Genomic DNA, 20395 nt, shown 5'->3' on the forward strand with positions numbered 1-20395 from the left:
CGCTTCGCGGCCCGCGCCGCGCATGCACGGGACTCCCACAGCCCGGTTCCCTACGATGGCGCGGTGACCAGTACCGCGTCCTCCATGGATCTCCGGCAGGGCCAGGCGCCGCACGACACCGGGCCGCCGTGGCAGCAGCGGCTGCGCCGATTCGGGTACGCGCCGGCGAAGGGCGCGCCCGCGGGCGACGTACGGGACCGGCTGGTGCCGCCGTACACGCGGCCGAGTCCCCGGCTGTGGCGGTCGCTCGGCCTGCCGCCCCTTCTGGCCGAGCGGATCACCCGCTGGTCGGGCTGGGGCGGGCCGCTGCTGGTGACGCTGGTGGCGGGCCTGATGCGGTTCTGGAACCTGGGCAGCCCGCGGGCGGTGATATTCGACGAGACGTACTACGCCAAGGACGCGTGGGCGCTGGTCCACCGCGGCTTCGAGGTCAACTGGGACAAGAACGCCAACGACCTGGTCCTCCAGACGCACGGCCATCTCGCGATCCCGTCGGACGCGGCCTACGTGGTGCACCCGCCGGTCGGCAAGTACGTGATCGGGCTGGGCGAGCTGATGTTCGGCTTCGACCCGTTCGGCTGGCGGTTCATGACCGCGCTGCTCGGCACGCTGAGCGTGCTGATGCTGTGCCGGATCGGGCGCCGGATGTTCCGCTCGACGTTCCTCGGCTGCCTGGCGGGCGCGCTGATGGCGGTGGACGGGCTGCACTTCGTGATGAGCCGCACCTCGCTGCTCGACGGCGTGCTGATGTTCTTCGTGCTGGCCGCGTTCGGCTGCCTGCTGCTGGACCGGGACCGGACACGGGGCAGACTGGCCGCCGCGCTGCCCGCCGATCCGGACGGCCGGGTCCGCCCGGACGAGCGGGTCGGCGACACCTTCCGGCTGGGCTGGCGGCCCTGGCGCTGGGCGGCCGGGCTGATGCTGGGCCTGGCCGCGGGCACGAAGTGGAACGGCCTGTACGTGATGGTCGCGTTCTGTGTGCTGGCGGTGCTGTGGGACGTCGGCGCCCGCAAGGTGGCCGGGGCGCGCCACCCGTACCGGGCGGTCCTGAAGTACGACACCGGGATCACCTTCCTGGCGACGGTCCCGGTGGCCATCGCGGTCTACGTGCTGTCCTGGCTGGGCTGGATCCTCTCCCCCACGGACGGCAGCGGCGGCTACTTCCGCAACTGGGCGATCACCGACGGCCGGGGCGGCAGCTGGACCTTCCTGCCGGACTGGGTGCGCAGCCTGTGGCACTACGAGCACGAGGTGTACGAGTTCCACCTGCACCTGGACTCCCCGCACACCTACCAGTCCAACCCGTGGAGCTGGCTGGTGCTGGGCCGTCCGGTGTCCTACTTCTACGAGTCCCCCTCCCCCGGCGCCGACGGCTGCCCGGCCGACGCGGGCCAGAAGTGCGCCCGCGAGGTCCTGGCGCTGGGCACCCCGCTGCTGTGGTGGGCCGCCTGCATCGCGATCGTCTACATCCTGTGGCGCTGGGCGTTCCGCCGCGACTGGCGGGCCGGCGCCATCGCCTGCGGCATCGCGGCCGGCTATCTGCCCTGGTTCCTCTACCAGGAGCGGACGATCTTCTTCTTCTACGCGATCGTCTTCGTGCCGTTCCTGTGTCTGGCGGTGGCGATGCTGATCGGCGCGATCATCGGCCCACCGGGCTCCGGCGACACCCGCCGCGTGGTCGGCGCCACCTCGGCCGGCGTCCTGGTCCTGCTGATCGCCTGGAACTTCATCTACTTCTGGCCCCTGTACACCGGCACGGCGATCCCGATCGACCAGTGGCGGGCGCGGATGTGGCTGGACACGTGGGTGTAGCGGCCGGGTGGCCGCGGCGGCCCTATGATCATGGGCATGTCCGCACTCCGTGAGCGGGCCGCACGCGGTGGACTCGCGCCCGGCGAGCAGCTGTTGAGGTACGCCCCCGTCGAGGAGTTCCGCTCCGTGCCCGGCTGAGCCGGTCCCATTGTCGCAACCGTGCTACGAACCGACCGGGGGCGTCACCCGCCGCGATCGGGACTTTAGGGTGAGTGCCGTCGTTGGGGAGGCGAGGGGCCGCGGGGGACCCTGGGCGAGCGTGGAGGAACAGAGGCTGTGGGGAAGAGAAGACGGGTCGCCGAGCGGCGTACGGCCGGTCGCGGTGTCGTCGGCGGGGTGGTCGCCCTGGCCGTCTGCGGCGCGGCGCTGACCGTCTACGCGGTGTACGACGGCGGTTCCGCGGCCGGCGCGTCCACCTCCACGGCCGGCGAGCGGCACATCAGGACCGGCCCGCCGAGCGCGGCCGAGGTGCACACCGTCGCCACCCGTTTCCTGGACTCCTGGCAGCAGGGCAAGGTCGCCGACGCGGCGGCCGCCACCGACGACCCGTCGGCGGCCGGCGCCCTGCTCACCGGCTACGCCAAGGACGCCCACCTCAAGGACGTCACCCTCACCCCGGGCCCGGCCGAGGGCGCCAAGGTGCCGTTCTCCGTCAAGGCGACGGTGTCGTACAAGGGCGTGGACAAGCCGCTCGCGTACGCCAGTTCGCTCACCGTCGTACGGCGGACGAGCGACGGCAAGCCGCTGGTCGGCTGGCACGCCTCCGTCGTCCATCCGGACCTGAGGGACGGCGACACGCTCGTCACCGGGCACGCGGGCACCCCGCCCGTGAAGACCCTGGACCGCGACGGCGGCGAGCTGACGGCCGCCAGGTACCCGTCGCTGGGCACCGTGCTCGACGGGCTGCGGGAGAAGTACGGCAAGATCGCGGGCGGCTCGGCGGGCGTGGAACTGCGCGTGGTGCGCGGCAAGGCGTCGCAGAAGGCCAAGCTGTCCGACAAGACGCTGGTCACGCTGAGCCAGGGCACCCCGGGCACGGTGAAGACCACGCTGGACCCGGCGCTCCAGGCGGAGGCCGAGCGCCAGGTCGGCAAGCGGGCGCGCGCCTCCGTGGTCGCCCTGCGGCCCTCCACCGGCGAGATCCTCGCGGTCGCCAACAGCGAGCACGGCTTCAACGTCGGCTTCCAGGGCTCCCTCGCGCCCGGCTCCACGATGAAGATCGTGACGTCGACCATGCTGTTCGAGAAGAAGCTCGTCACCGCCGACGCCTCGCACCCCTGCCCCAAGACGTACAAGCTCGCGGGCTGGACGTTCCACAACGACGCCGGCTCCGAGATCAAGAAGGGAACGTTCAAGGACTCCTTCGGCGCCTCCTGCAACAACGCCTTCATCGACTTCGCGCCCAAGCTGTCCGACAGCGACCTGACCAAGGAGGCCCAGCAGGTCTACGGCCTCGGCATGGACAACTGGGCCATCGGGGTGCCCTCCTTCGACGGCTCGGTCCCGGTGCAGAGCGGCGCGCAGATGGGCGCCTCGCTGATCGGCCAGGGCGGGGTGCGGATGAACCCGCTGAACATGGCCTCGGTGGCGGCCACCGTGCAGTCGGGCCGCTTCCACCAGCCGTACCTGGTCTCCCCCGAGGTCGACCACCGCACCCTGGCGACGGCCTCGCGCACCATGTCCGCCACGACCCGGTCCCAGCTCGAAGAGGTCATGAAGTTCACGGCGGACTACGGCACGGCCGCGAAGGCGATGGCGGGTCTCGGCCCGGACTACGGCGCGAAGACCGGCTCGGCCGAGGTCGACGGGCAGAAGCAGCCGAACGGCTGGTTCACCGCCTACCGGGGCGATCTGGCGGCCGCGGGCGTGGTGCAGGCCGGCGGCCACGGCGGCGACACGGCCGGTCCGATCGTGGCGGACCTGCTGCGCATGGGCGGCTGACCGGATGGCTCAGTTGTGCACGGGCTCGGCGGTGTAGGTCCGGCGCAGAAATCTGACCAGCGCCTTGGCGTCGAACTGGAGCACGTCGACACCGCCGTCGGAGTGGAACTCCACGACCGCCTGGACCCGGCCGCAGGGCCACACCCGGACGGCGCCGCTCTCGGCCGGCGCCCGCAGCCCGCGCTCCAGCAGGGCGCGGGAGAAGGTCCACTCGTGGGTGCCCGGAAGGCCGATCCGCACGGAACGCGGGTCACGGTCGGGGTCGTACCGCAGCAGTACCGGGACGGCCCCCGGGTCCTCGTCGTCCGTGACGACATGGGCGCGTGCGTACTGTTCGATCACAGACATCGGAACGCCCTTTCACACTGAGTGACCTATGCGAAGGCTGTGCATCCGCTTGCTCTCCAATGTCGCACATTTTCCCCAGGGCGCTCCCGGAGACGGCGCCGTCCCACCGAATGGGCAGGCGACGTCCTGGTACTTGCAAAAGGTTCGCAACAAGCCTCTAAAATCGAAAGGTGCATGTACCTGACGGATTCATCGACGCCCCCACCTCCGCCGTCACCGGGGTGGTCGCCGCCGGCGCCCTCGCGGTGAGCCTGCGCGGCGCCCGCCGCGAACTCGGGGAGGAGAGAACGGCCCCGCTGGCCGGGCTGGTGGCGGCGTTCATCTTCGCCGTGCAGATGCTCAACTTCCCCGTCGCGGCCGGCACCAGCGGCCATCTGCTGGGCGGGGCGCTCGCCGCCATCCTGGTCGGCCCGTACACCGGCGTGCTGTGCGTGTCGGTGGTGCTGCTGATGCAGGGCGTGCTGTTCGCGGACGGCGGGCTGACCGCGCTCGGCGTGAACATCACGGACATGGCGCTGGTCACCACCGTGGTGTCGTACGCCGTCTTCCGCGGTCTGCTCGCCGTGCTGCCCCGCAAGCGGCGCTCGGTGACCGTCGCCTCCTTCGTCGCCGCGCTGGTGTCGGTGCCGGCCGCCGCCGTCGCCTTCACCCTGATCTACGCGATCGGCGGCACCACCGACGTCTCCCTCGGCAAGGTCGCCACCGCGATGATCGGCGTCCATGTGCTGATCGGCATCGGCGAGGCGGTGATCACCGCGCTCACCGTCGGCGCCGTGATCGCCGTGCGCCCGGACCTGGTGCACGGGGCGCGCGGGCTACGGCAGCGGCTCCGGCTGCGGGTCGACGGCGAGCTGGTGGACGCGCCCGAGCCCGTCGCCGTGCCCGTGGCGGCGCGCACCTCGCGGCGCGCGGTGTGGCTGACCGGCCTGGTCGCCTCCCTGGTGCTCGCCGGTTTCGTCAGCTTCTACGCCTCCGCCGACCCGGACGGCCTGGAGAAGGTCGCGCACGACAAGGGCATCGACACCAAGGAGAAGGAGCACGCCTCGGCCGACTCCCCGCTCGCCGACTACGGCGTCAAGGACGTCTCCGACGCGCGCCTGTCCGGCGGGCTCGCGGGCGTGATCGGCGTCGGCGTCACCGTGGTGGCGGGCAGCGCGGTGTTCTGGGCGGTGCGCAGGCGCCGCGGCGCGGACGTCTCGCCCGCCAACCCCGGTCTGTGACATGGGCGCTGGACACGCGCACCGGCTCTACCGGCACGGCACCTCGCCCGTGCACGCCCTGCCGCCGCACACCAAGCTGGCCGCCGCCTTCCTCTTCGTGCTGGTCGTGGTCTCCACCCCGCGCGAGGCGATGTGGGCGTTCGCGGTGTACGCCGTGCTGCTCGCGGCGGCGGCCCGGCTCGCCCGGGTGCCCGCCGGCTTCCTGCTCAAGCGGCTGCTGATCGAGGTGCCGTTCGTCGCGTTCGCGGTGCTGATGCCGTTCGTCGCTCAGGGCGAGCGGGTGCACGTGCTCGGCCTCTCGCTGAGCGTCAACGGGCTGTGGGGCGCCTGGAACGTGCTCGCCAAGGGCACCCTCGGCGTCGCCGCCTCCGTCCTCCTCGCGGCCACCACCGAGCTGCGCCAGCTCCTGCTGGGCCTTGAGCGGTTGAAGCTGCCGCCGCTGCTGGTGCAGATCGCCGGCTTCATGATCCGCTACGGCGACGTCATCACCGACGAGATGCGCCGGATGCGGATCGCCCGCGCCTCACGCGGCTTCGAGGCGCGGGGCGTGCGGCACTGGGGCGTGCTCGCCAAGTCCGCCGGCGCGCTGTTCATCCGCTCCTACGAGCGCGGGGAGCGCGTCCACCTGGCCATGGTGAGCCGCGGGTACACCGGTTCGATGCCGGTCGTCGAGGAGGCGGTCGCGTCCCCGGCGCAGTGGCGCCTCGCCCTCGCGCTCCCCTGCTCGGCCCTCGTCGTCTGCCTGTTGGGATGGATCCTGTGAGTACGCCCACCGCTTCGCTGGAGGTCTCCGGCCTCGCCTTCGCCTACCCCGACGGCCACCAGGCCCTGTTCGGCGTGGACTTCACCCTGGAGCGCGGCGAACGGGTCGCGCTGCTCGGCCCCAACGGCGCCGGCAAGACCACCCTGGTGCTGCATCTCAACGGCATCCTCGGCGGCGGCACCGGCTCGGTGACCGTCGCCGGGCTGCCCGTCGGCAAACAGCACATGGCCGCCGTCCGGCAGAAGGTCGGCATCGTCTTCCAGGACCCGGACGACCAGTTGTTCATGCCGACGGTGCGCGAGGACGTGGCGTTCGGACCGGCCGCCGCCGGGATCAGGGGCGCCGCGCTGGAGGAGCGCGTACGGCACGCCCTGGAGCGGGTCGGCATGGCCGAGTTCGCCGACCGGCCGCCGCACCACCTCTCCTTCGGGCAGCGGCGGCGCGTCGCCGTGGCCACCGTGCTCGCCATGGAGCCGGAGATCCTGGTCCTGGACGAGCCGTCCTCCAACCTCGACCCCGCCTCCCGGCGCGAGCTGGCCGACATCCTGCGCTCGCTGGACGTGACCGTCCTCATGGTCACGCACGATCTGCCGTACGCCCTGGAGCTGTGCCCGCGCTCGCTGATCCTCAGCGACGGCGTGATCGCGGCCGACGGGCCGACGGGGGACCTGCTGTCCGACGAGGAGCTGATGCGGGCGCACCGGCTGGAGCTGCCGTTCGGCTTCGATCCGCGCTCGGTGGCGCGGACCACCCGCGGGTGACAAAGACAACGATTACGGACACCCGGCTCCCGCCAAGGAATCGCAGGCCCGCGCCCGCTGTTGCACCCACTGTCGCAGGCGAGTGTGGAAGGGGACCCGGACCATGGGGGCGGACGAGACGGACGTGCACGGCACGGTGGCCGAGGGCTTCGAACCGGTCAGGGAGGCCTTCGCGGCGAACTTCGCCCGGCTCGGGGAGCGCGGCGCCGCCGTCGCCGTGTACCGCGACGGGCACCGGGTGGTCGACCTGTGGGCGGGCACCAAGGACGTCGACGGCACCGCGCCCTGGCAGCGCGACACCGCCCAGATCGTGCGCTCGGCGACCAAGGGCGTCGCCGCCGCCGCGCTCCTGCTGCTGCACCAGCGCGGTGAACTGGACCTGGACGCACCGGTCGGCGCGTACTGGCCCGAATTCAAGGCGGCGGGCAAGGAGCACACCCTGGTACGGCACCTGCTCGCGCACCGCGCGGGCGTGCCGGTGCTCGACCGCCCGCTGACCCCGGCCGAGGCCGCCGACCCGGACCTCGGCGCGGCGGCCGTCGCCGCGCAGGCGCCGGTGTGGGAGCCGGGCACCGACCACGGCTACCACGCCCAGACCTACAGCTGGCTCACCGGGGAACTGGTGCGGCGCGTCACCGGGCGCCCGGTCGGCGAGTGGATCGCGGACGAGATCGCCCGGCCCGTCGGCGCGGACGTCTGGCTCGGGCTGCCCGAGGCGGAGCGGGGGCGGGCGGGCCGCGTCGGGGACATCGAGGCCCCGCAGGAGTCGGGCGCGCTGAGGCTGCGGCCCAAGCGGGCCGTGACCGAGGCCTACGCCGACCCGGAGTCGCTGACCCGCCGCGCCTTCGCCGCGATCACCCCGATGCCGGACGAGAACGACCCCGCCTACCGCGCCGCGTCCCTGCCCGCCTCCAACGGCATCGCCACCGCCGACGGCCTGGCCCGCGTCTACGCCTCGCTCATCGGCGAAGTGGACGGCGGCAGCCGCCTGTTCACCCCCGCCACGACGGAGCTGGCCCGTGCCGAACAGTCGGCGGGACCGGACCGGGTGCTCGTGGTGAACACCCGGTTCGGCCTCGGCTACATGCTGCACGGCAGCGCCTCGCCGCTGCTGTCCCCCGGCTCCTTCGGCCACCCGGGCCGCGGCGGCTCCCTGGGCTTCGCCGACCCGGAGTCCGGCATCGCCTTCGGCTATGTCACGGGCGGCTTCCGCGCGAGCGTGACGGCGGACCCGCGGGCGCAGTCCCTGGTGCGGGCGCTGCGTACGGCACTCGCGAGCTGACCGGCGCCCGGGAGCCGACCGAACTCGCCCACGGATCGGCTCACACGTGGATCGGGTGCGAGGTGCGCCCGGAATCCGCGTCGATCTCGCCGTGGGCCTTGTCCAGCAGCTGCATGGCGATCTGGTTGAGGGCCCGGGCCCCGGCGATCTCCTCGCCGACCCTCGGCTGGTCGTTGTCGATGTGGTGGCGGCTGGCGTGCCCGTGTCCCCGGATCTCGGAGCCGTCGGGCAAGCGCACCAGGGCCGCCGCGCGCGTGTGCTGACCGTCCTCCTCGAACTCCAGCTCGACATGCCACCCGACGGCGGTGTGGCTCATGGTCTGCGTCTGCTGCATGGTCTGGGTCATGGCGGCCACCTCCGGGAAACACTCGTTCCGGCTGTCTCCAGGGTGCCTCCCGGCCACGGGTCACGTCATCTCGGCGGCCCGGTTCAGTCCGCTCGGTCCTCGCCGTCGAAGCTGGCGAAGTACGCCGCGGCCATGTCCTCGTCGGCGTGCCCCTGGGCGGCGGCACGGGCGAGCCGTTCGGCGGTGGCCTCGGCCACGTCCAGGCGCACACCGCTGCCCCGGCCCGCCGCCACGATCAGCCGGGCGTCCTTCTCCGCGGTGGTCACCGCGAACGACGGCGGGGTCAGCTCGCCGTCGAGCAGCACCCGGGCCTTGGCCCGCAGGTATCCCATGTCGAGCGGGCCGCCGTCGATCAGCTCGAAGAAGTGCGCCGGGTCGACACCGAGGCCCTTGGCGAGCGCCAGCGTCTCGCCGGTGGCCGCGGTGACCGCGAGCACCCAGCTGTTGGCGACCAGTTTCAGCCGGCTGGCGCTGCCCGCGCCGCCGTCCTCGCCGGTCCACAGGGTCTTGGCGCCCACCGCGTCGAACACCGGCCCGACCGCCGCGCGCCCCTCCTCGGGCCCGGCGGCCAGCACGGTGAGCTTCCCCGCCTCGGCGGGCTCCTTGGTGCCGAGGACGGGGGCGTCGTAGAAGAGCAGCCCGTGCTCGCGGGCGAAGGCGGCCAGGTCGGCGACGAGTTCGGTCCCGGCGGTGGTGGACTGCGCCCAGGCGGCGCCCCTGCGCAGCGCCGGGGCGGCCTCGCGCATCACGTCCAGCACGGTGTTGCCGTCGTACAGCATGGTCAGGACGACGTCGGCGCCCTCGACGGCCTCGGCGGGGGTGTCCGTGACCCGGGCACCGTCGACGGCGAGGGGTTCGGCCTTGTCCCGGGTGCGGTTCCAGGCCCGCACCTCCAGCCCCGCGCGGCACAGATTGCGGGCCATCGCCGCGCCCATGATGCCGGTGCCCAGGACGCCGACGGTCGGCTTGTCGCTCATTGACGCTCCCTGAAGTCGCTGTGTGTCTCCAGCCTGCCCCACCGCGGCGAGCGGTGCGGCGACGGGCCTCACCCGGCGCGTACGACGGCGAACGGGGCGACCGCCGTCGCATGCGGCGTCACGCCCGCTGCTCGCGCACGTCCACCAGTGTGGCCCCGGCGTGGGCGACGAGTTCCTTCGGCTCGATGGGGAAAACCGCGTACGGCGTTCCGGCCGCGGCCCACACCACGTCGTGGGCGAGCAGCGATCGGTCGGCGAGCACCCGGGTGCGGGTGCGGTGCCCGAAGGGCGGCACGCCGCCGATGGCGTACCCGGTGACCTCCCGCACCGCCTGCGCGTCGGCCCGGCCGACCTTCCGCACGCCCAGTTCCGCGCGCACCCGTTCCACGTCGACGCGGGAGGCCCCGTCCATCAGGACCAGGACCGGCACCCCGTCGGCCGCGAACACCAGCGACTTGCAGATCTGGCTCAGCTCGCAGCCGACCGCCGCGGCGGCCTCCACGGCGGTCCTGGTCCCCTCGGGGAATCTCCGGGCCCGCCCGAGCACCTCTTCCAGGCCCAGTTCCCTCAGTGCTTGCGCGAAACGCGGGTGCGCTCCCGATCCGTCGGCGTCCGTGGCGGCAGTCGTCATGGGGGAACGGTAGCGAGGACGGCCGGGCGGTGCGGGGACGTCCGGATGGCGAAAAGCCGGTGAGGGTGCGCACCCCGTCCCCACGGGCACCCTCACCGGCCGCTTCGGTCAGCAGCGGTACGTCACGCGCGTACCAGCTCCCGCTCGTCCTCCGTGCCCTCCGCGGTGGACCGGGTGCGCAGGCCCTCGCCCTCCACGTCCACGTTGGGCAGCATCCGGTCGAGCCACTTCGGCAGCCACCAGGCGTGCCTGCCGAGCAGGGCGAGCACCGCCGGGACGATCGCCATGCGGACGACGAAGGCGTCGAAGAAGACCGCGATGGCGAGGCCGAAGCCGATCATCTTGATCATGGACTCGCTGGAGCCGATGAAGCCGGAGAAGACGGCGATCATGATGACGGCCGCGGCCGTGACCACGCGGGCGCCGTGCCGGAAGCCGGTCACCACCGCCTGGCCGGGCTTCTCGCCGTGGACGTACGCCTCCCGCATCCGGGTCACGAGGAAGACCTCGTAGTCCATCGCGAGGCCGAAGACCACGCCCACCATGAAGATCGGCATCATCGACATGACCGGGCCGGTCTGCTGGACGTTCAGCAGGCCGGACAGCCAGCCCCACTGGAAGACCGCGACGACCGCGCCGAGCGCCGCGAGCACGCTGAGCAGGAAGCCGAGGGCCGCCTTCAGCGGGACGAGGACCGAGCGGAAGACCACGATCAGCAGGAGGAAGGCGAGGCCGACCACCAGGGCGAGGTACGGCAGCAGCGCGTCGTTCAGGCGCTGGGAGACGTCGATGTTCATCGCCGTCGAGCCGGTGACCAGGACCTCGGCGTCCGACTTCGCCGCCGTTGCCTCGCCCTTGTCGCGGATCGCGTGCACCAGGTCCTCGGTGGACTTCGAGGACGGCTTGGACTTGGGGACCACCGTGATGATCGCGGTATCGCCGGCCTTGTTGGGCGTGGCCGGGGTGACCGCGACGACGTCCTTGAGGCCCTTTATCTCCGTGGAGACCTCGGTGAAGGCCGTCCGCGGGTGCCCGCTGTCCTTGGCGTCGACCACGACCATCAGGGGGCCGTTGAAGCCGGCGCCGAAGCCCTCGGACAGGAGGTCGTAGGCGCGGCGCTGGGTGGTGGAGGTGGGCTGGGAACCGTCGTCGGGCAGGCCCAGTTCCAGGGAGGCGGCCGGGACCGCCGCCGCGCCGAGGCCGATCACGCCGAGCAGGAGGACCGCGACCGGGCGGCGGACCACGAAGGCGGCCCAGCGGGTGCCCATGTTGGGGCGGCCCGGGTTCTTCGGCTTCCGGCCGCCGCCGAGCAGCCTGCTCTTCTCGCCGGCCGGCTTGACCCTGCGGCCCGCGTAGCCGAGCAGCGCCGGGATCATGGTGAGGGCGATCAGTACGGCGATGGCGACCGTGCCCGCCGCCGCGATGCCCATCTTCGTCAGCATCGGGATGTTGACGACGGACAGTCCGACCAGGGCGATGACGACGGTCAGACCCGCGAAGACCACCGCGGAGCCGGCCGTGCCGACGGCGCGGCCCGCCGCCTCCTCGCGCTCGCGGCCCTCGGCGAGTTCCGCGCGGTAGCGGGAGACGATGAACAGGGCGTAGTCGATGCCGACGGCGAGGCCGATCATCGTCGCCAGGGTGGAGGTGGTGCTGCCCAGGTCGAGGGGGGAGGCGAGCGCGGTGATCGCTGAGACGCCGATGCCGACGCCGATGATCGCGGTCAGCAGCGGCAGCCCGGCCGCGAGCAGGGAGCCGAAGGTGATGACGAGGACGACGGCGGCGATGGCGATGCCGATCACCTCGCCGGAGCCGGTCTCGGGCATGGCGTTGAGCGCGTCACCGCCGATCTCGACGGTCAGCCCGGCGTCCCGCGCATCCTGCGCGGCCTCCTTCAGGGCGTCCCGGGAGGAGTCCTCCAGCTCCATGCCGGAGACCTTGTACTTCACCGAGGTGTAGGCGATGGAGCCGTCCCGGCTGATGGTGTGCCCGGTGTACGGGTCGGCGACGGAGGCGACCTCCGAGCCGTGCCCCAGCTCGCGCACCGTCTTCTCGACGGCGGCCTTGTTGGGCTTGTCGGTCATCTTCTCGCCGGCCGGCGCCTTGAAGACGACCCGTGCGGTGGCGCCGTCGGCGCTCATCCCGGGGAAGCGCTGTTCCAGCAGGTCGAAGGCCTTCTGGGCCTCGGTGCCGGGGATGGAGAAGGAACTGTTGCCGGCGGCCGGCGCGGAGGCGGCGCCCACCCCGGCGAGGGTGAGCAGCGCCACCCAGATCAGGGCGACGAAGTGCCGTCGCCGGAAGGCGAGTCGGCCGATGCGGTACAGGAATGTGGCCACGGGGGCGTACTCCCGGTCAGGTCGTGGGGTTCATCAGGGCAGGGGCGATCAGCCCGACGACGTGAGCGGTGACGTCAGGTGGTGGGCTAGCCGGGGAGGGGCGTCAAAGGGGGTCAGGCGCCGAGGGCGGGGAGGACCACGGCGTCGATGTACGAGGTGAGGAAGGCCCGGGTGGGCGGCTGGTCCTCCAGCAGCGTCCGGGTGGCGAAGCCGCCGACCATCATGTGCACCATGAAGTCGATCGCCGGACAGTCCGGACGGACCTCGCCCCGGTCGATGGCCCGCTGGAGCATCCGCCGGCCGCTGACGATCTCCACGTCGACGATCTGCTCCTTGAAGGCGTCGCGCAGATCCTCGTTGTGGTGGATCGCCATGGCGATGCCCCGCATCAGCGCGGAGTTCTGCGCCATGGTGCAGTCGTCCTCCACCGCCACGAGGGCGTGCAGGTCGCCGCGGAGGGAACCGGTGTCGATGTCCTCCGGGTGGCCGCGCTTGGAGTGCCGCAGCGCCTTGACCACCAGCTGGGCCTTGCCGCCCCACTGGCGGTAGAGCGTGGCCTTGCTGGACCGGGTGCGGGCGGCGACGGCGTCCATGGTGAGGGCGTCGTAGCCGACCTCCCGGAGCAGATCGAGCACGGCCTCGTACAGCTCGGCCTCGCGCTCGGGGGTGATCCGGCTGCGCCGTGCCGCCGCGACGGACTCGGTCATGCCGCTCACCCTTCCGCTCCGGAACTTCCTTCTCGTACGTACATCTTCGTACGAGATGAAGATACCCTCCCTGTTCTGCGAAACGAAACGGTTTCGTACGTGGGCTCCGTCACGAACGTGAGGAACGCATAAGAAGGGCACATAAGTTGCCCGCCTCCAGCGGGCGGAAAAGCATGGGGAGGGTGAGCTATCTGCGCTTCCCCCACCTCAGCGGCGACCTGCTCTGCTTCGTGGCCGAGGACGACCTCTGGCTGGCCCCCCTCGACACCCCGGGCCGCGCCTGGCGGCTCACCGCCGACCGCACGAAGACCGGCCACCCCCGCTTCAGCCCGGACGGGAGCCGCATCGCCTACACGAACTGGCGCAGCCTGGTCCCCGAGATCCATCTGGTCGATGTCACCGGCGGCCCCACCCGGCAGCTGACGTACTGGGGCAGCACCGACACCCAGGTGTGCGGCTGGACCCCGGACGGCGACATCCTCGCGGTGGCCTCCCACGGGCAGCCCTTCTCCTACTTCACCTGGGCCTACAAGGTGACCACCGAAGGCGACCCGGGCGGCCGGCTGCCCTGGGGCCCGGTCACCGACATCCAGGTCGCCGACCTCGCGGGCGAACGCAAGACCCTGCTGCTCACCGGCACCCCGCCGCACGAACCGGCCTCCTGGAAGCGCTACCGGGGCGGCGCCATGGGCCGGCTGTGGCTGCACGGCAGGCGGCTGCTGCCCGACATCGGGGGCCACCTGGCCAGCCCCATGTACGTCGCCGGCCGGATCGCCTTCCTCTCCGACCACGAGGGCGTCGGCAACCTCTACTCCTGCGCCTACGACGGCACCGACCTGCGCCGCCACACCGACCACGACGCCTTCTACGCCCGGCACGCCGCGAGCGACGGCACCCGGGTGGTCTACCAGTGCGCCGGCGACCTGTGGCTGGTGGACGACTTCTCCCCGGGCGGCACCCCGCGCAGGCTCGACATCCGCCTCGCCGGCCCCGCCGCGGGCCGCCGCCGCTACCAGGTGCCGGCCGCGCAGAACGTGGACGGCATCTCGGTGGACGAGACCGGCCGGGCCAGCGCGGTCGTGGTGCGCGGCAGCCTGTACTGGCTCACCCACCGCGACGGCCCGGCCCGCACCATCGCCGACACCCCCGGGGTCCGGGTCCGGCTGCCGGAGATGCTCGGCTCCATGGGGCAGGTGGCCTATGTGACCGACGCGGGCGGCGCGGACGCGGTGGAGATCGCCCAGCTGCCCCGGGCCACCGGCGACCGCCCGCCGCGCCGGCTCGCCTCCGGCGCCCTCGGCCGGGTCCTGGAGATGGTGTCCGACCCGGCCGGCGAACGCCTCGCCGTCGCCTCCCACGACGGGCGCCTGCTGCTGATCGACGTGCCCGAGGAAGCGGGCGCCGGGGAGCCGGAGGCACCCGGCACCGGCGTCGGCGCGGAGACCGAGGAGGGCGCCGTCACCGAGCTGATCCGCTCCGTCAACGGACCGGTGCGCGACCTCGCCTTCTCCCCCGACGGCTCCTGGCTCACCTGGTCGCACCCCGGCATCGGCCGCTCGCTGCGCCAGATCAAGCTGGCCCGGATCAAGGACCGGCTGATCGTGGACGTCACCGACGGCCGCTTCGAGGACGAGACCCCCGTCTTCACCCGCGACGGCCGCTATCTGGCCTTCCTGTCCTGGCGCGGCTTCGACCCCGTGTACGACGTGCACACCGGCGACCTGTCCTTCCCGCTCGGCAGCCGCCCCTACCTGGTGCCGCTGTCCTCGGCGACCCCCTCCCCCTTCGCCCTCAACCCCGAGGGCCGGCCGGCGGCGGGCGGACTCGACCCGCTGGAGGACGAGGGGACCGGCGAGGCGGGCACGGTCATGGTGGAGGTCGAGGGCCTGGCCAGCCGGGTCACCCCGTTCCCGGTGATCGCCTCCAAGTACTCCTCGCTGCACCCGGTCGCGGGCGGCGGCCTGGTCTGGCTGCGCTGGCCGATCTCCGGCGCGCTCGGCGAGACCTTCGTCAACCCGGCCGACATCAGCGGCCGCCCGACACTGGAGCACTTCAACATCACCAAGGCGAAGAAGTCCGAACTCGTCGGCCACCTCGACTGGTTCGCGGTGAGCGGCGACGGCACCCGGCTGGTCGTGGTGGACGAGGGCGAGCTGCGCGCGGTGCCCTCCACCGAGATCGGCGACGGCGACACCACCGTCTGGATCGACCTGCGCCGCATCCTGCACGAGGTGGACCCGCCCGCCGAGTGGCGCCAGTCGTACGACGAGGCCGGCCGGCTCACCCGCGCCTACTTCTGGGACCCCGGCATGAGCGGCATCGACTGGGACGCGGTGCTCGACCAGTACCGCCCGCTGGTCGAACGGGTCGCCTCCCCCGACGAGTTCGCCGACCTGCTCCGCGAGGTCCTGGGCGAACTCGGCACCTCCCACGCCTACGTCACCGCCTCCCGGCGCAACGAGGGCCCGCCCCACTACCAGCGCTGGCAGGGCCTGCTCGGCGCCAACCTCGTGCCCCGCGAGGCCGGCTGGACCATCCGCCGCATCCTGCCCGGCGACTCCTCCGACTCCAAGGCCCGCTCACCGCTGGCCGGCACCGGCATCCGCGAGGGCGCGGTGCTCACCCATGTCGACGGCCGCCCCGTCGACCCGGTCACCGGCCCCTTCCCGCTGCTGGCCGGCGCGGGCGGCACCACGGTGGAGCTGACGTTCGCCCCCGCCGAGGGCACCGGGCCGCCCCGCCGCGTCGCCATCGTCCCGCTGGTCGACGACCGGCCGCTGCGCTACCAGGACTGGGTCGCCAAACGCCGGGCCGTGGTCCGCGAGTTGAGCGGCGGCAAGTGCGGCTACCTGCACATCCCCGACATGGGCGGCTCGGGCTGGGCCCAGTTCAACCGCGATCTGCGCATGGAGGTCTCCCGCCCCGCGCTGATCGTGGACGTGCGCGGCAACGCGGGCGGCCACATCAGCGAACTCGTCATCGAGAAGCTGTCCCGCACCATCCTCGGCTGGGACCTGACCCGCAACGCCCAGCCGGTGTCGTACACCTCCAACGCACCCCGGGGCCCGGTGGTGGCGCTGGCCGACGAGGCGACCTCCTCCGACGGCGACATGATCACGGCCGCGTTCAAACTCCTCAAGCTGGGCCCGGTGGTGGGCCAGCGCACCTGGGGCGGCGTGGTCGGCATGACCGGCCGCCACCGCCTCGGCGACGGCACCGTCATCACCGTCCCCATGAACGCCGCCTGGTTCGACGCCTACGGCTGGTCCGTGGAGAACCACGGCGTCTCCCCCGACCTGGAGATCCTGCGCACCCCCCTGGACTGGGCGGAGGGCCGGCACGCCCAGCTCGACGACGCCGTCCAACTCGCCCTGGAACTCCTGGAGTCCAACCCGCCGGCGGTCCCCCCGGACTACAGCGAGGTCCCCGACCGCAGCCGTCCGAAGCTCCCGCCGAGGAGGACGTGAGCGCCCCGAAGGAACCGACGACGCACGCGGGGTGCCCCCCGGAGGAAGGGCACCCCGCGCACCCGGCCGGAGCCGAGCGCCCCGACTACGCGTCGTAGTCGTGGTCGAGCCGGTCCTGCATCTCCGTGTCCTCCATGTCCTGGCGGCCACGGTTGGGCTGCGGCTGCTGCTGGCCGCGCTGGCCGGCCCGCTCGCGCGCCTGGTCCATCTTGCCCTTGCCCTTGTGCTGGCCGGCCTGGCCCTGCTGGTCCTTGATACCCATGTGGGTTCACTCCTGTGGTGATGAGAGTGGGGAGTCGGCCCCTTGCGGGGCCACGACCAGATTCACACGGCCGACCACGCTCCGCATGTGGATCAGTGACGGTGCGTGACGCGCGCGGCCTCGTCCGCCGCTCCTCCCGCACCCACCAGCCCGGACCGCATCCCCTCCAGCCGGGGCGCGAACCGCTTCATCTCCCGCTGCCCCACCGTCCCGATGAGCGCCGGGAGATACCCGCGCACACCCTGCATCCCGCGCAGCCACCACTGCGCGTACACGTGCGAGGAACGCCGCTCGATGCCCGCGACGATCCGGTCCACCGCGGGACCCAGCGGATACGTCTTGTTGGACGGCCACGGCAGCCGCTGCCGCAACTCCCGCATCACGTCGTCCTGGTCGGCGCCGCGCACCATGTCCGTGTCGGTCCACGACAGATAGCCGACACCGACCCGCACGCCCAGGTAGCCGACCTCGGCCCGCAGACTGTGCGCGTACGCCTCCACACCGGACTTGGAGGCGCAGTACGCCGTCATCATCGGCGCCGGCGTGATCGCCGCCAGCGAGGCGATCTGAAGGAGATAGCCGCGGCTTTCGACCAGCACCGGCAGGAACGCGCGGGCGGTCACCGCCGAGCCGATCAGATTCACCTCGATCACCCGCCGCCAGGCCTCCGGATCGGAGTCGACGAACGGACCGCCCGTCGCCACACCGGCGTTGGCGACCACGATGTCGACCTTGCCGAACCGCTCCTTCACCTCCCGCGCCACCCGGCTCATCGCCTCGTGGTCGGTGACGTCGGCGTACCAGTGGGCACTCTCGCTGTGCAGCCGGCCGGAGACCTCCTTGAGGACCTCCTCCTCCAGCCCGACCAGGGCCACCTTCGCGCCGCGCGCCGAGAGCTTGCGCGCCAGCAACTCGCCGACACCACGCGCCGCTCCGGTGACGACCGCGACCTGTCCCTCCAAGCTCACCCTGCTCATGCGCCCTCCTTGATCCGCACGGAAGCGGGCTCGCCGGCCCCCGTGACATACGTGGTGACGAGTTCCCGGATGCGGCCCGTGACCAGTTCGGGCTCCTCGACGGGGGTCATGTGGCCGACGCCGGGCAGTTCGGTCAGACCGACGCAGTTCGGCAGCCCGGCGGCCATGGAGTGGGCGTGCACCGGGGGCACCAGACGGTCGGCCGAGCCGTGCACGATCGCGGTGGGCATGCTCAACGCCCGTATGCCGTGGTCGAGATCGAGCGTGGCCAGCACCTGGGACCAGGCGTGCCGCGCGGGCGTCGGACAGGCGTGCACGATCCGCGCGCACGCCTCCACCATCCCAGGCGTCGAACGGGCGCCCATGGTGCCGTACTTCAGGATCCGCTTGGCGAGCGGGGTGACCGGTCCGAGCGGGACGCGCGAGCCGAGCACGCGCCCGCTGAGCCAGGCGCGCACCGGCCCCTCGCGCAGCGGCAGCACCCGTGCCTCGGCGACCAGCCGGGAACTGCCGGTGCTGCACAGCAGGACGGCGGCGGCATGGGCGCGCAGCCGGGGGCGCTCGGCGGCCGCCATGATCGTCATACCGCCCATGGAGTGCCCGACGACCAGCGCCCGTTCGCCGTCCGCGAGCGTCGCGGCGAGCACCGCCTCCAGGTCGTCGGCGAGCGCGCGGGTGGTGCACACCGGGCTCAGCGGACTGCGCCCGTGGCCCCGCTGGTCGTACACGATCACCCGGTGGTCGGCCGCCAGGTCCCGCAGCTGCGCCGCCCAGAAGGCGGTCGAACAGGTCCAGCCGTGCAGCAGGACGACCGGGGGCGCGTCCTCGGGGCCGTGCACCTCGACGTGCAGCCGGGCACCGTCGGTGGAGGGGACGGCGAGTTCACGGGCGGGGGCGGGCGGGGCGTACGGGCCGGAGGTGACGGCGGTGATCCGGCTCACGCGACGACCTCGCTGCTCCGCCCGCTCCGCGAAGGCCCCGCGGACTCGCCGGACTTCGCGCCCCCGGGGGTCTGCCGGGCCGCCGCGGGGCGGACCACCTCGTACTCGCCGAGGTCCACGTGCCGGGTCACCCGCCGGAACTCGCCGGTCGTGCCGGGCCAGACGGTGGTGTTGCGGCCGCTCGCGTCGAGGTACCAGCTGGTGCAGCCGCCGGTGTTCCACACGGTGCGCCGCATCCGCTCCTGCACCTTGTGGTTCCAGGCCGCGACCGCCTCCGGCCGGGCGTCCAGGGCGGTGCGGCCGCCGAGCACATCGAGCTGGCGCAGATAGTCGGCCATGTAGTTCAGCTGGGACTCGATCATCAGGATCATGGAGGAGTTCCCGAGGCCGGTGTTGGGCCCGATGACCGTCATGAAGTTCGGGAAGCCGGCGGCCGTGGCGCCGCGCAGCGCCTTCATGCCGTCCTTCCAGGACTCGGCGAGCGTGATGCCCTCCGCGCCGACCACCCGCTCGGCGATCGGCATGTCCGTGACGTGGAAGCCCGTACCGAAGATGATCGCGTCGACCTCGGTCTCCGTGCCGTCGGCGGCGATCACCGTGGAGCCGCGGACCTCGCTGAGACCGCTGTCGACGACGTCCACATTGGGCCTGGTCAGCGCCGGGTAGTAGGTGTTGGACAGCAGGATGCGCTTGCAGCCGATGCGGTAGTCCGGGGTGAGCTTGGCGCGCAGCGCCGGGTCCTTGACGGCGCGGGCCAGATGCCGCTTGGCGAGCTGCTCGACCAGGCCGAGTTCGTCGGGGTGCTTGGTGAAGGCCTGCACCTGGAGTTCCCGGATGCCCCACAGCAGCCCGCGCCGCAGCCGGGTGGTCAGCGGCAGCGAGCGGTGCAGCCAGCGCTCGGCCGGGCTGATGGCGCGGTCCACGCGGGGCATCACCCACGGCGGGGTGCGCTGGAAGAGGGTGAGCCTGCCCACCTGGGACTGGATGGCGGGCACGATCTGGATGGCGGAGGCGCCGGTGCCGACCATGGCCACGCGCTTGCCGCGCAGGTCGTAGTCGTGGTCCCAGCGGGCGGAGTGGAACACCTTGCCGGGGAAGGAGTCCAGGCCCGGGATGTCGGGCGTCTTCGGGTCGGACAGCGGACCGGTGGCGGAGACCACCACGTCGGCGGTCAGCGGCCCCCGCGTGGTCTCGATGTGCCAGCGCAGTTCCTCGCGGTCCCAGCTCAGCAGCTTCACCTCGGAGTCGAAGCGGAGGTGCCGGCGCAGCCCGAAGACGTCGGTGACGTGCTCCAGGTAGGCGCGGATGTGCTCCTGCCCGGAGAAGGTGCGGGGCCACTCGGGGTTGGGCGCGAAGGAGAAGGAGTACAGATGGGAGGGCACGTCACAGGCGCACCCCGGGTAACTGTTGTCCCGCCAGGTGCCCCCGACGCTGCCGGCCCGTTCCAGGACGACGAAGTCGGTGATCCCCTCGCGGCGCAGCCGCACCGCGGCGCCCAGCCCGCCGAAGCCGGACCCGATCACCGCCACCCTCACATGCTCGTGCTCGGCCATCCCGAAGCCTCCACGCCTCGCCTAGAAATGCTGCCAGTGAACACTGGCACGATGGGACTGTAGAACAGCTC

The 20395-nt window shown here is 72.5% G+C and carries 17 protein-coding genes; 7 read left to right on the forward strand and 10 right to left on the reverse strand.

Annotated features, from left to right (window positions below):
- Positions 1-63: 63 nt before the first annotated feature.
- Positions 64-1812, forward strand: coding sequence for a dolichyl-phosphate-mannose--protein mannosyltransferase (locus tag ACSP97_RS15565; RefSeq protein ID WP_355147792.1), 1749 nt, complete (start codon positions 64-66; stop codon positions 1810-1812).
- Between the two features lie 276 nt (positions 1813-2088).
- Entirely contained in the window at positions 2089-3753 is a 1665-nt protein-coding gene (locus tag ACSP97_RS15570) for a penicillin-binding transpeptidase domain-containing protein (RefSeq protein WP_440557966.1), read from the forward strand.
- Positions 3754-3762: 9 nt separating this feature from the next.
- Here ACSP97_RS15570 and ACSP97_RS15575 read toward each other — a convergent pair whose 3' ends face one another.
- Positions 3763-4101 (reverse strand): SsgA family sporulation/cell division regulator, encoded by a 339-nt coding sequence (locus ACSP97_RS15575; protein WP_355321956.1) that lies wholly within the window; start codon positions 4099-4101, stop codon positions 3763-3765.
- A gap of 170 nt (positions 4102-4271) precedes the next feature.
- Here ACSP97_RS15575 and ACSP97_RS15580 point away from each other — a divergent pair, with 170 nt between their 5' ends.
- The 4 genes from ACSP97_RS15580 (at position 4272) to ACSP97_RS15595 (ending at position 8127) form a co-directional block, all read left to right on the forward strand.
- Positions 4272-5321 carry an energy-coupling factor ABC transporter permease gene (locus ACSP97_RS15580; protein WP_355147797.1) on the forward strand — a complete coding sequence of 350 codons (1050 nt, stop codon included), beginning with the start codon at positions 4272-4274 and terminating at the stop codon, positions 5319-5321.
- Between the two features lies 1 nt (position 5322).
- Positions 5323-6084: a cobalt ECF transporter T component CbiQ gene (gene cbiQ, locus ACSP97_RS15585; RefSeq protein WP_355147799.1), complete on the forward strand. Its 762-nt coding sequence runs from the start codon at positions 5323-5325 to the stop codon at positions 6082-6084.
- Positions 6072-6845, forward strand: a complete 774-nt coding sequence (locus ACSP97_RS15590) for an energy-coupling factor ABC transporter ATP-binding protein (RefSeq protein WP_355147801.1) — start codon at positions 6072-6074, stop codon at positions 6843-6845. Before cbiQ ends, ACSP97_RS15590 begins: the two co-directional genes overlap by 13 nt.
- A 103-nt stretch (positions 6846-6948) precedes the next feature.
- Positions 6949-8127, forward strand: coding sequence for a serine hydrolase domain-containing protein (locus ACSP97_RS15595; RefSeq protein ID WP_355523558.1), 1179 nt, complete (start codon positions 6949-6951; stop codon positions 8125-8127).
- A gap of 40 nt (positions 8128-8167) precedes the next feature.
- On the opposite strand, the gene ACSP97_RS15600 is transcribed toward ACSP97_RS15595, so the two are convergent.
- From ACSP97_RS15600 to ACSP97_RS15620, 5 genes are all read right to left on the reverse strand, one after another.
- Positions 8168-8443 (reverse strand): DUF1876 domain-containing protein, encoded by a 276-nt coding sequence (locus ACSP97_RS15600; RefSeq protein WP_355148183.1) that lies wholly within the window; start codon positions 8441-8443, stop codon positions 8168-8170.
- Positions 8444-8556: 113 nt separating this feature from the next.
- Positions 8557-9450, reverse strand: a complete 894-nt coding sequence (locus tag ACSP97_RS15605) for an NAD(P)-dependent oxidoreductase (RefSeq protein ID WP_440557970.1) — start codon at positions 9448-9450, stop codon at positions 8557-8559.
- A 118-nt stretch (positions 9451-9568) separates the two neighbouring features.
- Positions 9569-10081 (reverse strand): YbaK/EbsC family protein, encoded by a 513-nt coding sequence (locus ACSP97_RS15610; protein ID WP_355321950.1) that lies wholly within the window; start codon positions 10079-10081, stop codon positions 9569-9571.
- A gap of 122 nt (positions 10082-10203) precedes the next feature.
- Positions 10204-12417, reverse strand: coding sequence for an MMPL family transporter (locus ACSP97_RS15615; protein ID WP_355321948.1), 2214 nt, complete (start codon positions 12415-12417; stop codon positions 10204-10206).
- A gap of 113 nt (positions 12418-12530) precedes the next feature.
- Complete coding sequence (locus ACSP97_RS15620) at positions 12531-13124, reverse strand: TetR/AcrR family transcriptional regulator (protein ID WP_355147811.1); 594 nt, start codon at positions 13122-13124, stop codon at positions 12531-12533.
- 182 nt (positions 13125-13306) lie between these two features.
- On the opposite strand from ACSP97_RS15620, the gene ACSP97_RS15625 reads away from it, so the two are divergent.
- On the forward strand, positions 13307-16591 hold the full coding sequence (locus tag ACSP97_RS15625; protein ID WP_364723266.1) for a S41 family peptidase: 3285 nt from the start codon (positions 13307-13309) through the stop codon (positions 16589-16591).
- Between the two features lie 85 nt (positions 16592-16676).
- Here the strand turns inward: ACSP97_RS15625 and ACSP97_RS15630 are convergent, their stop codons facing one another.
- The 4 genes from ACSP97_RS15630 to ACSP97_RS15645 form a co-directional block, all read right to left on the reverse strand.
- Complete coding sequence (locus tag ACSP97_RS15630) at positions 16677-16853, reverse strand: hypothetical protein (protein WP_355147815.1); 177 nt, start codon at positions 16851-16853, stop codon at positions 16677-16679.
- Positions 16854-16945: 92 nt separating this feature from the next.
- Positions 16946-17830 (reverse strand): SDR family oxidoreductase, encoded by an 885-nt coding sequence (locus ACSP97_RS15635; RefSeq protein WP_355321944.1) that lies wholly within the window; start codon positions 17828-17830, stop codon positions 16946-16948.
- Entirely contained in the window at positions 17827-18771 is a 945-nt protein-coding gene (locus tag ACSP97_RS15640) for an alpha/beta fold hydrolase (RefSeq protein ID WP_382072936.1), read from the reverse strand. Before ACSP97_RS15640 ends, ACSP97_RS15635 begins: the two co-directional genes overlap by 4 nt.
- Entirely contained in the window at positions 18768-20324 is a 1557-nt protein-coding gene (locus ACSP97_RS15645) for a flavin-containing monooxygenase (RefSeq protein ID WP_358275320.1), read from the reverse strand. Before ACSP97_RS15645 ends, ACSP97_RS15640 begins: the two co-directional genes overlap by 4 nt.
- Between the last annotated feature and the right edge of the window lie 71 nt (positions 20325-20395).

Origin of the sequence: Streptomyces sp. SCPE 10 (assembly GCF_051980735.1) — a bacterium.
Lineage (GTDB): Bacteria > Actinomycetota > Actinomycetes > Streptomycetales > Streptomycetaceae > Streptomyces > Streptomyces misionensis.

Excerpts from the sequence above, each read along its gene's own strand:
- ACSP97_RS15605 (WP_440557970.1), bottom strand. The coding sequence starts at position 9,450 with ATGAGCGACAAGCCGACCGTCGGCGTCCTGGGCACCGGCATCATGGGC.
- cbiQ (WP_355147799.1), top strand. The coding sequence starts at position 5,323 with ATGGGCGCTGGACACGCGCACCGGCTCTACCGGCACGGCACCTCGCCC.
- ACSP97_RS15575 (WP_355321956.1), bottom strand. The coding sequence starts at position 4,101 with ATGTCTGTGATCGAACAGTACGCACGCGCCCATGTCGTCACGGACGAC.
- ACSP97_RS15630 (WP_355147815.1), bottom strand. The coding sequence starts at position 16,853 with ATGGGTATCAAGGACCAGCAGGGCCAGGCCGGCCAGCACAAGGGCAAG.
- ACSP97_RS15610 (WP_355321950.1), bottom strand. The coding sequence starts at position 10,081 with ATGACGACTGCCGCCACGGACGCCGACGGATCGGGAGCGCACCCGCGT.
- ACSP97_RS15595 (WP_355523558.1), top strand. The coding sequence starts at position 6,949 with ATGGGGGCGGACGAGACGGACGTGCACGGCACGGTGGCCGAGGGCTTC.
- ACSP97_RS15590 (WP_355147801.1), top strand. The coding sequence starts at position 6,072 with ATGGATCCTGTGAGTACGCCCACCGCTTCGCTGGAGGTCTCCGGCCTC.
- ACSP97_RS15635 (WP_355321944.1), bottom strand. The coding sequence starts at position 17,830 with ATGAGCAGGGTGAGCTTGGAGGGACAGGTCGCGGTCGTCACCGGAGCG.
- ACSP97_RS15645 (WP_358275320.1), bottom strand. The coding sequence starts at position 20,324 with ATGGCCGAGCACGAGCATGTGAGGGTGGCGGTGATCGGGTCCGGCTTC.
- ACSP97_RS15600 (WP_355148183.1), bottom strand. The coding sequence starts at position 8,443 with ATGAGCCACACCGCCGTCGGGTGGCATGTCGAGCTGGAGTTCGAGGAG.
- ACSP97_RS15620 (WP_355147811.1), bottom strand. The coding sequence starts at position 13,124 with ATGACCGAGTCCGTCGCGGCGGCACGGCGCAGCCGGATCACCCCCGAG.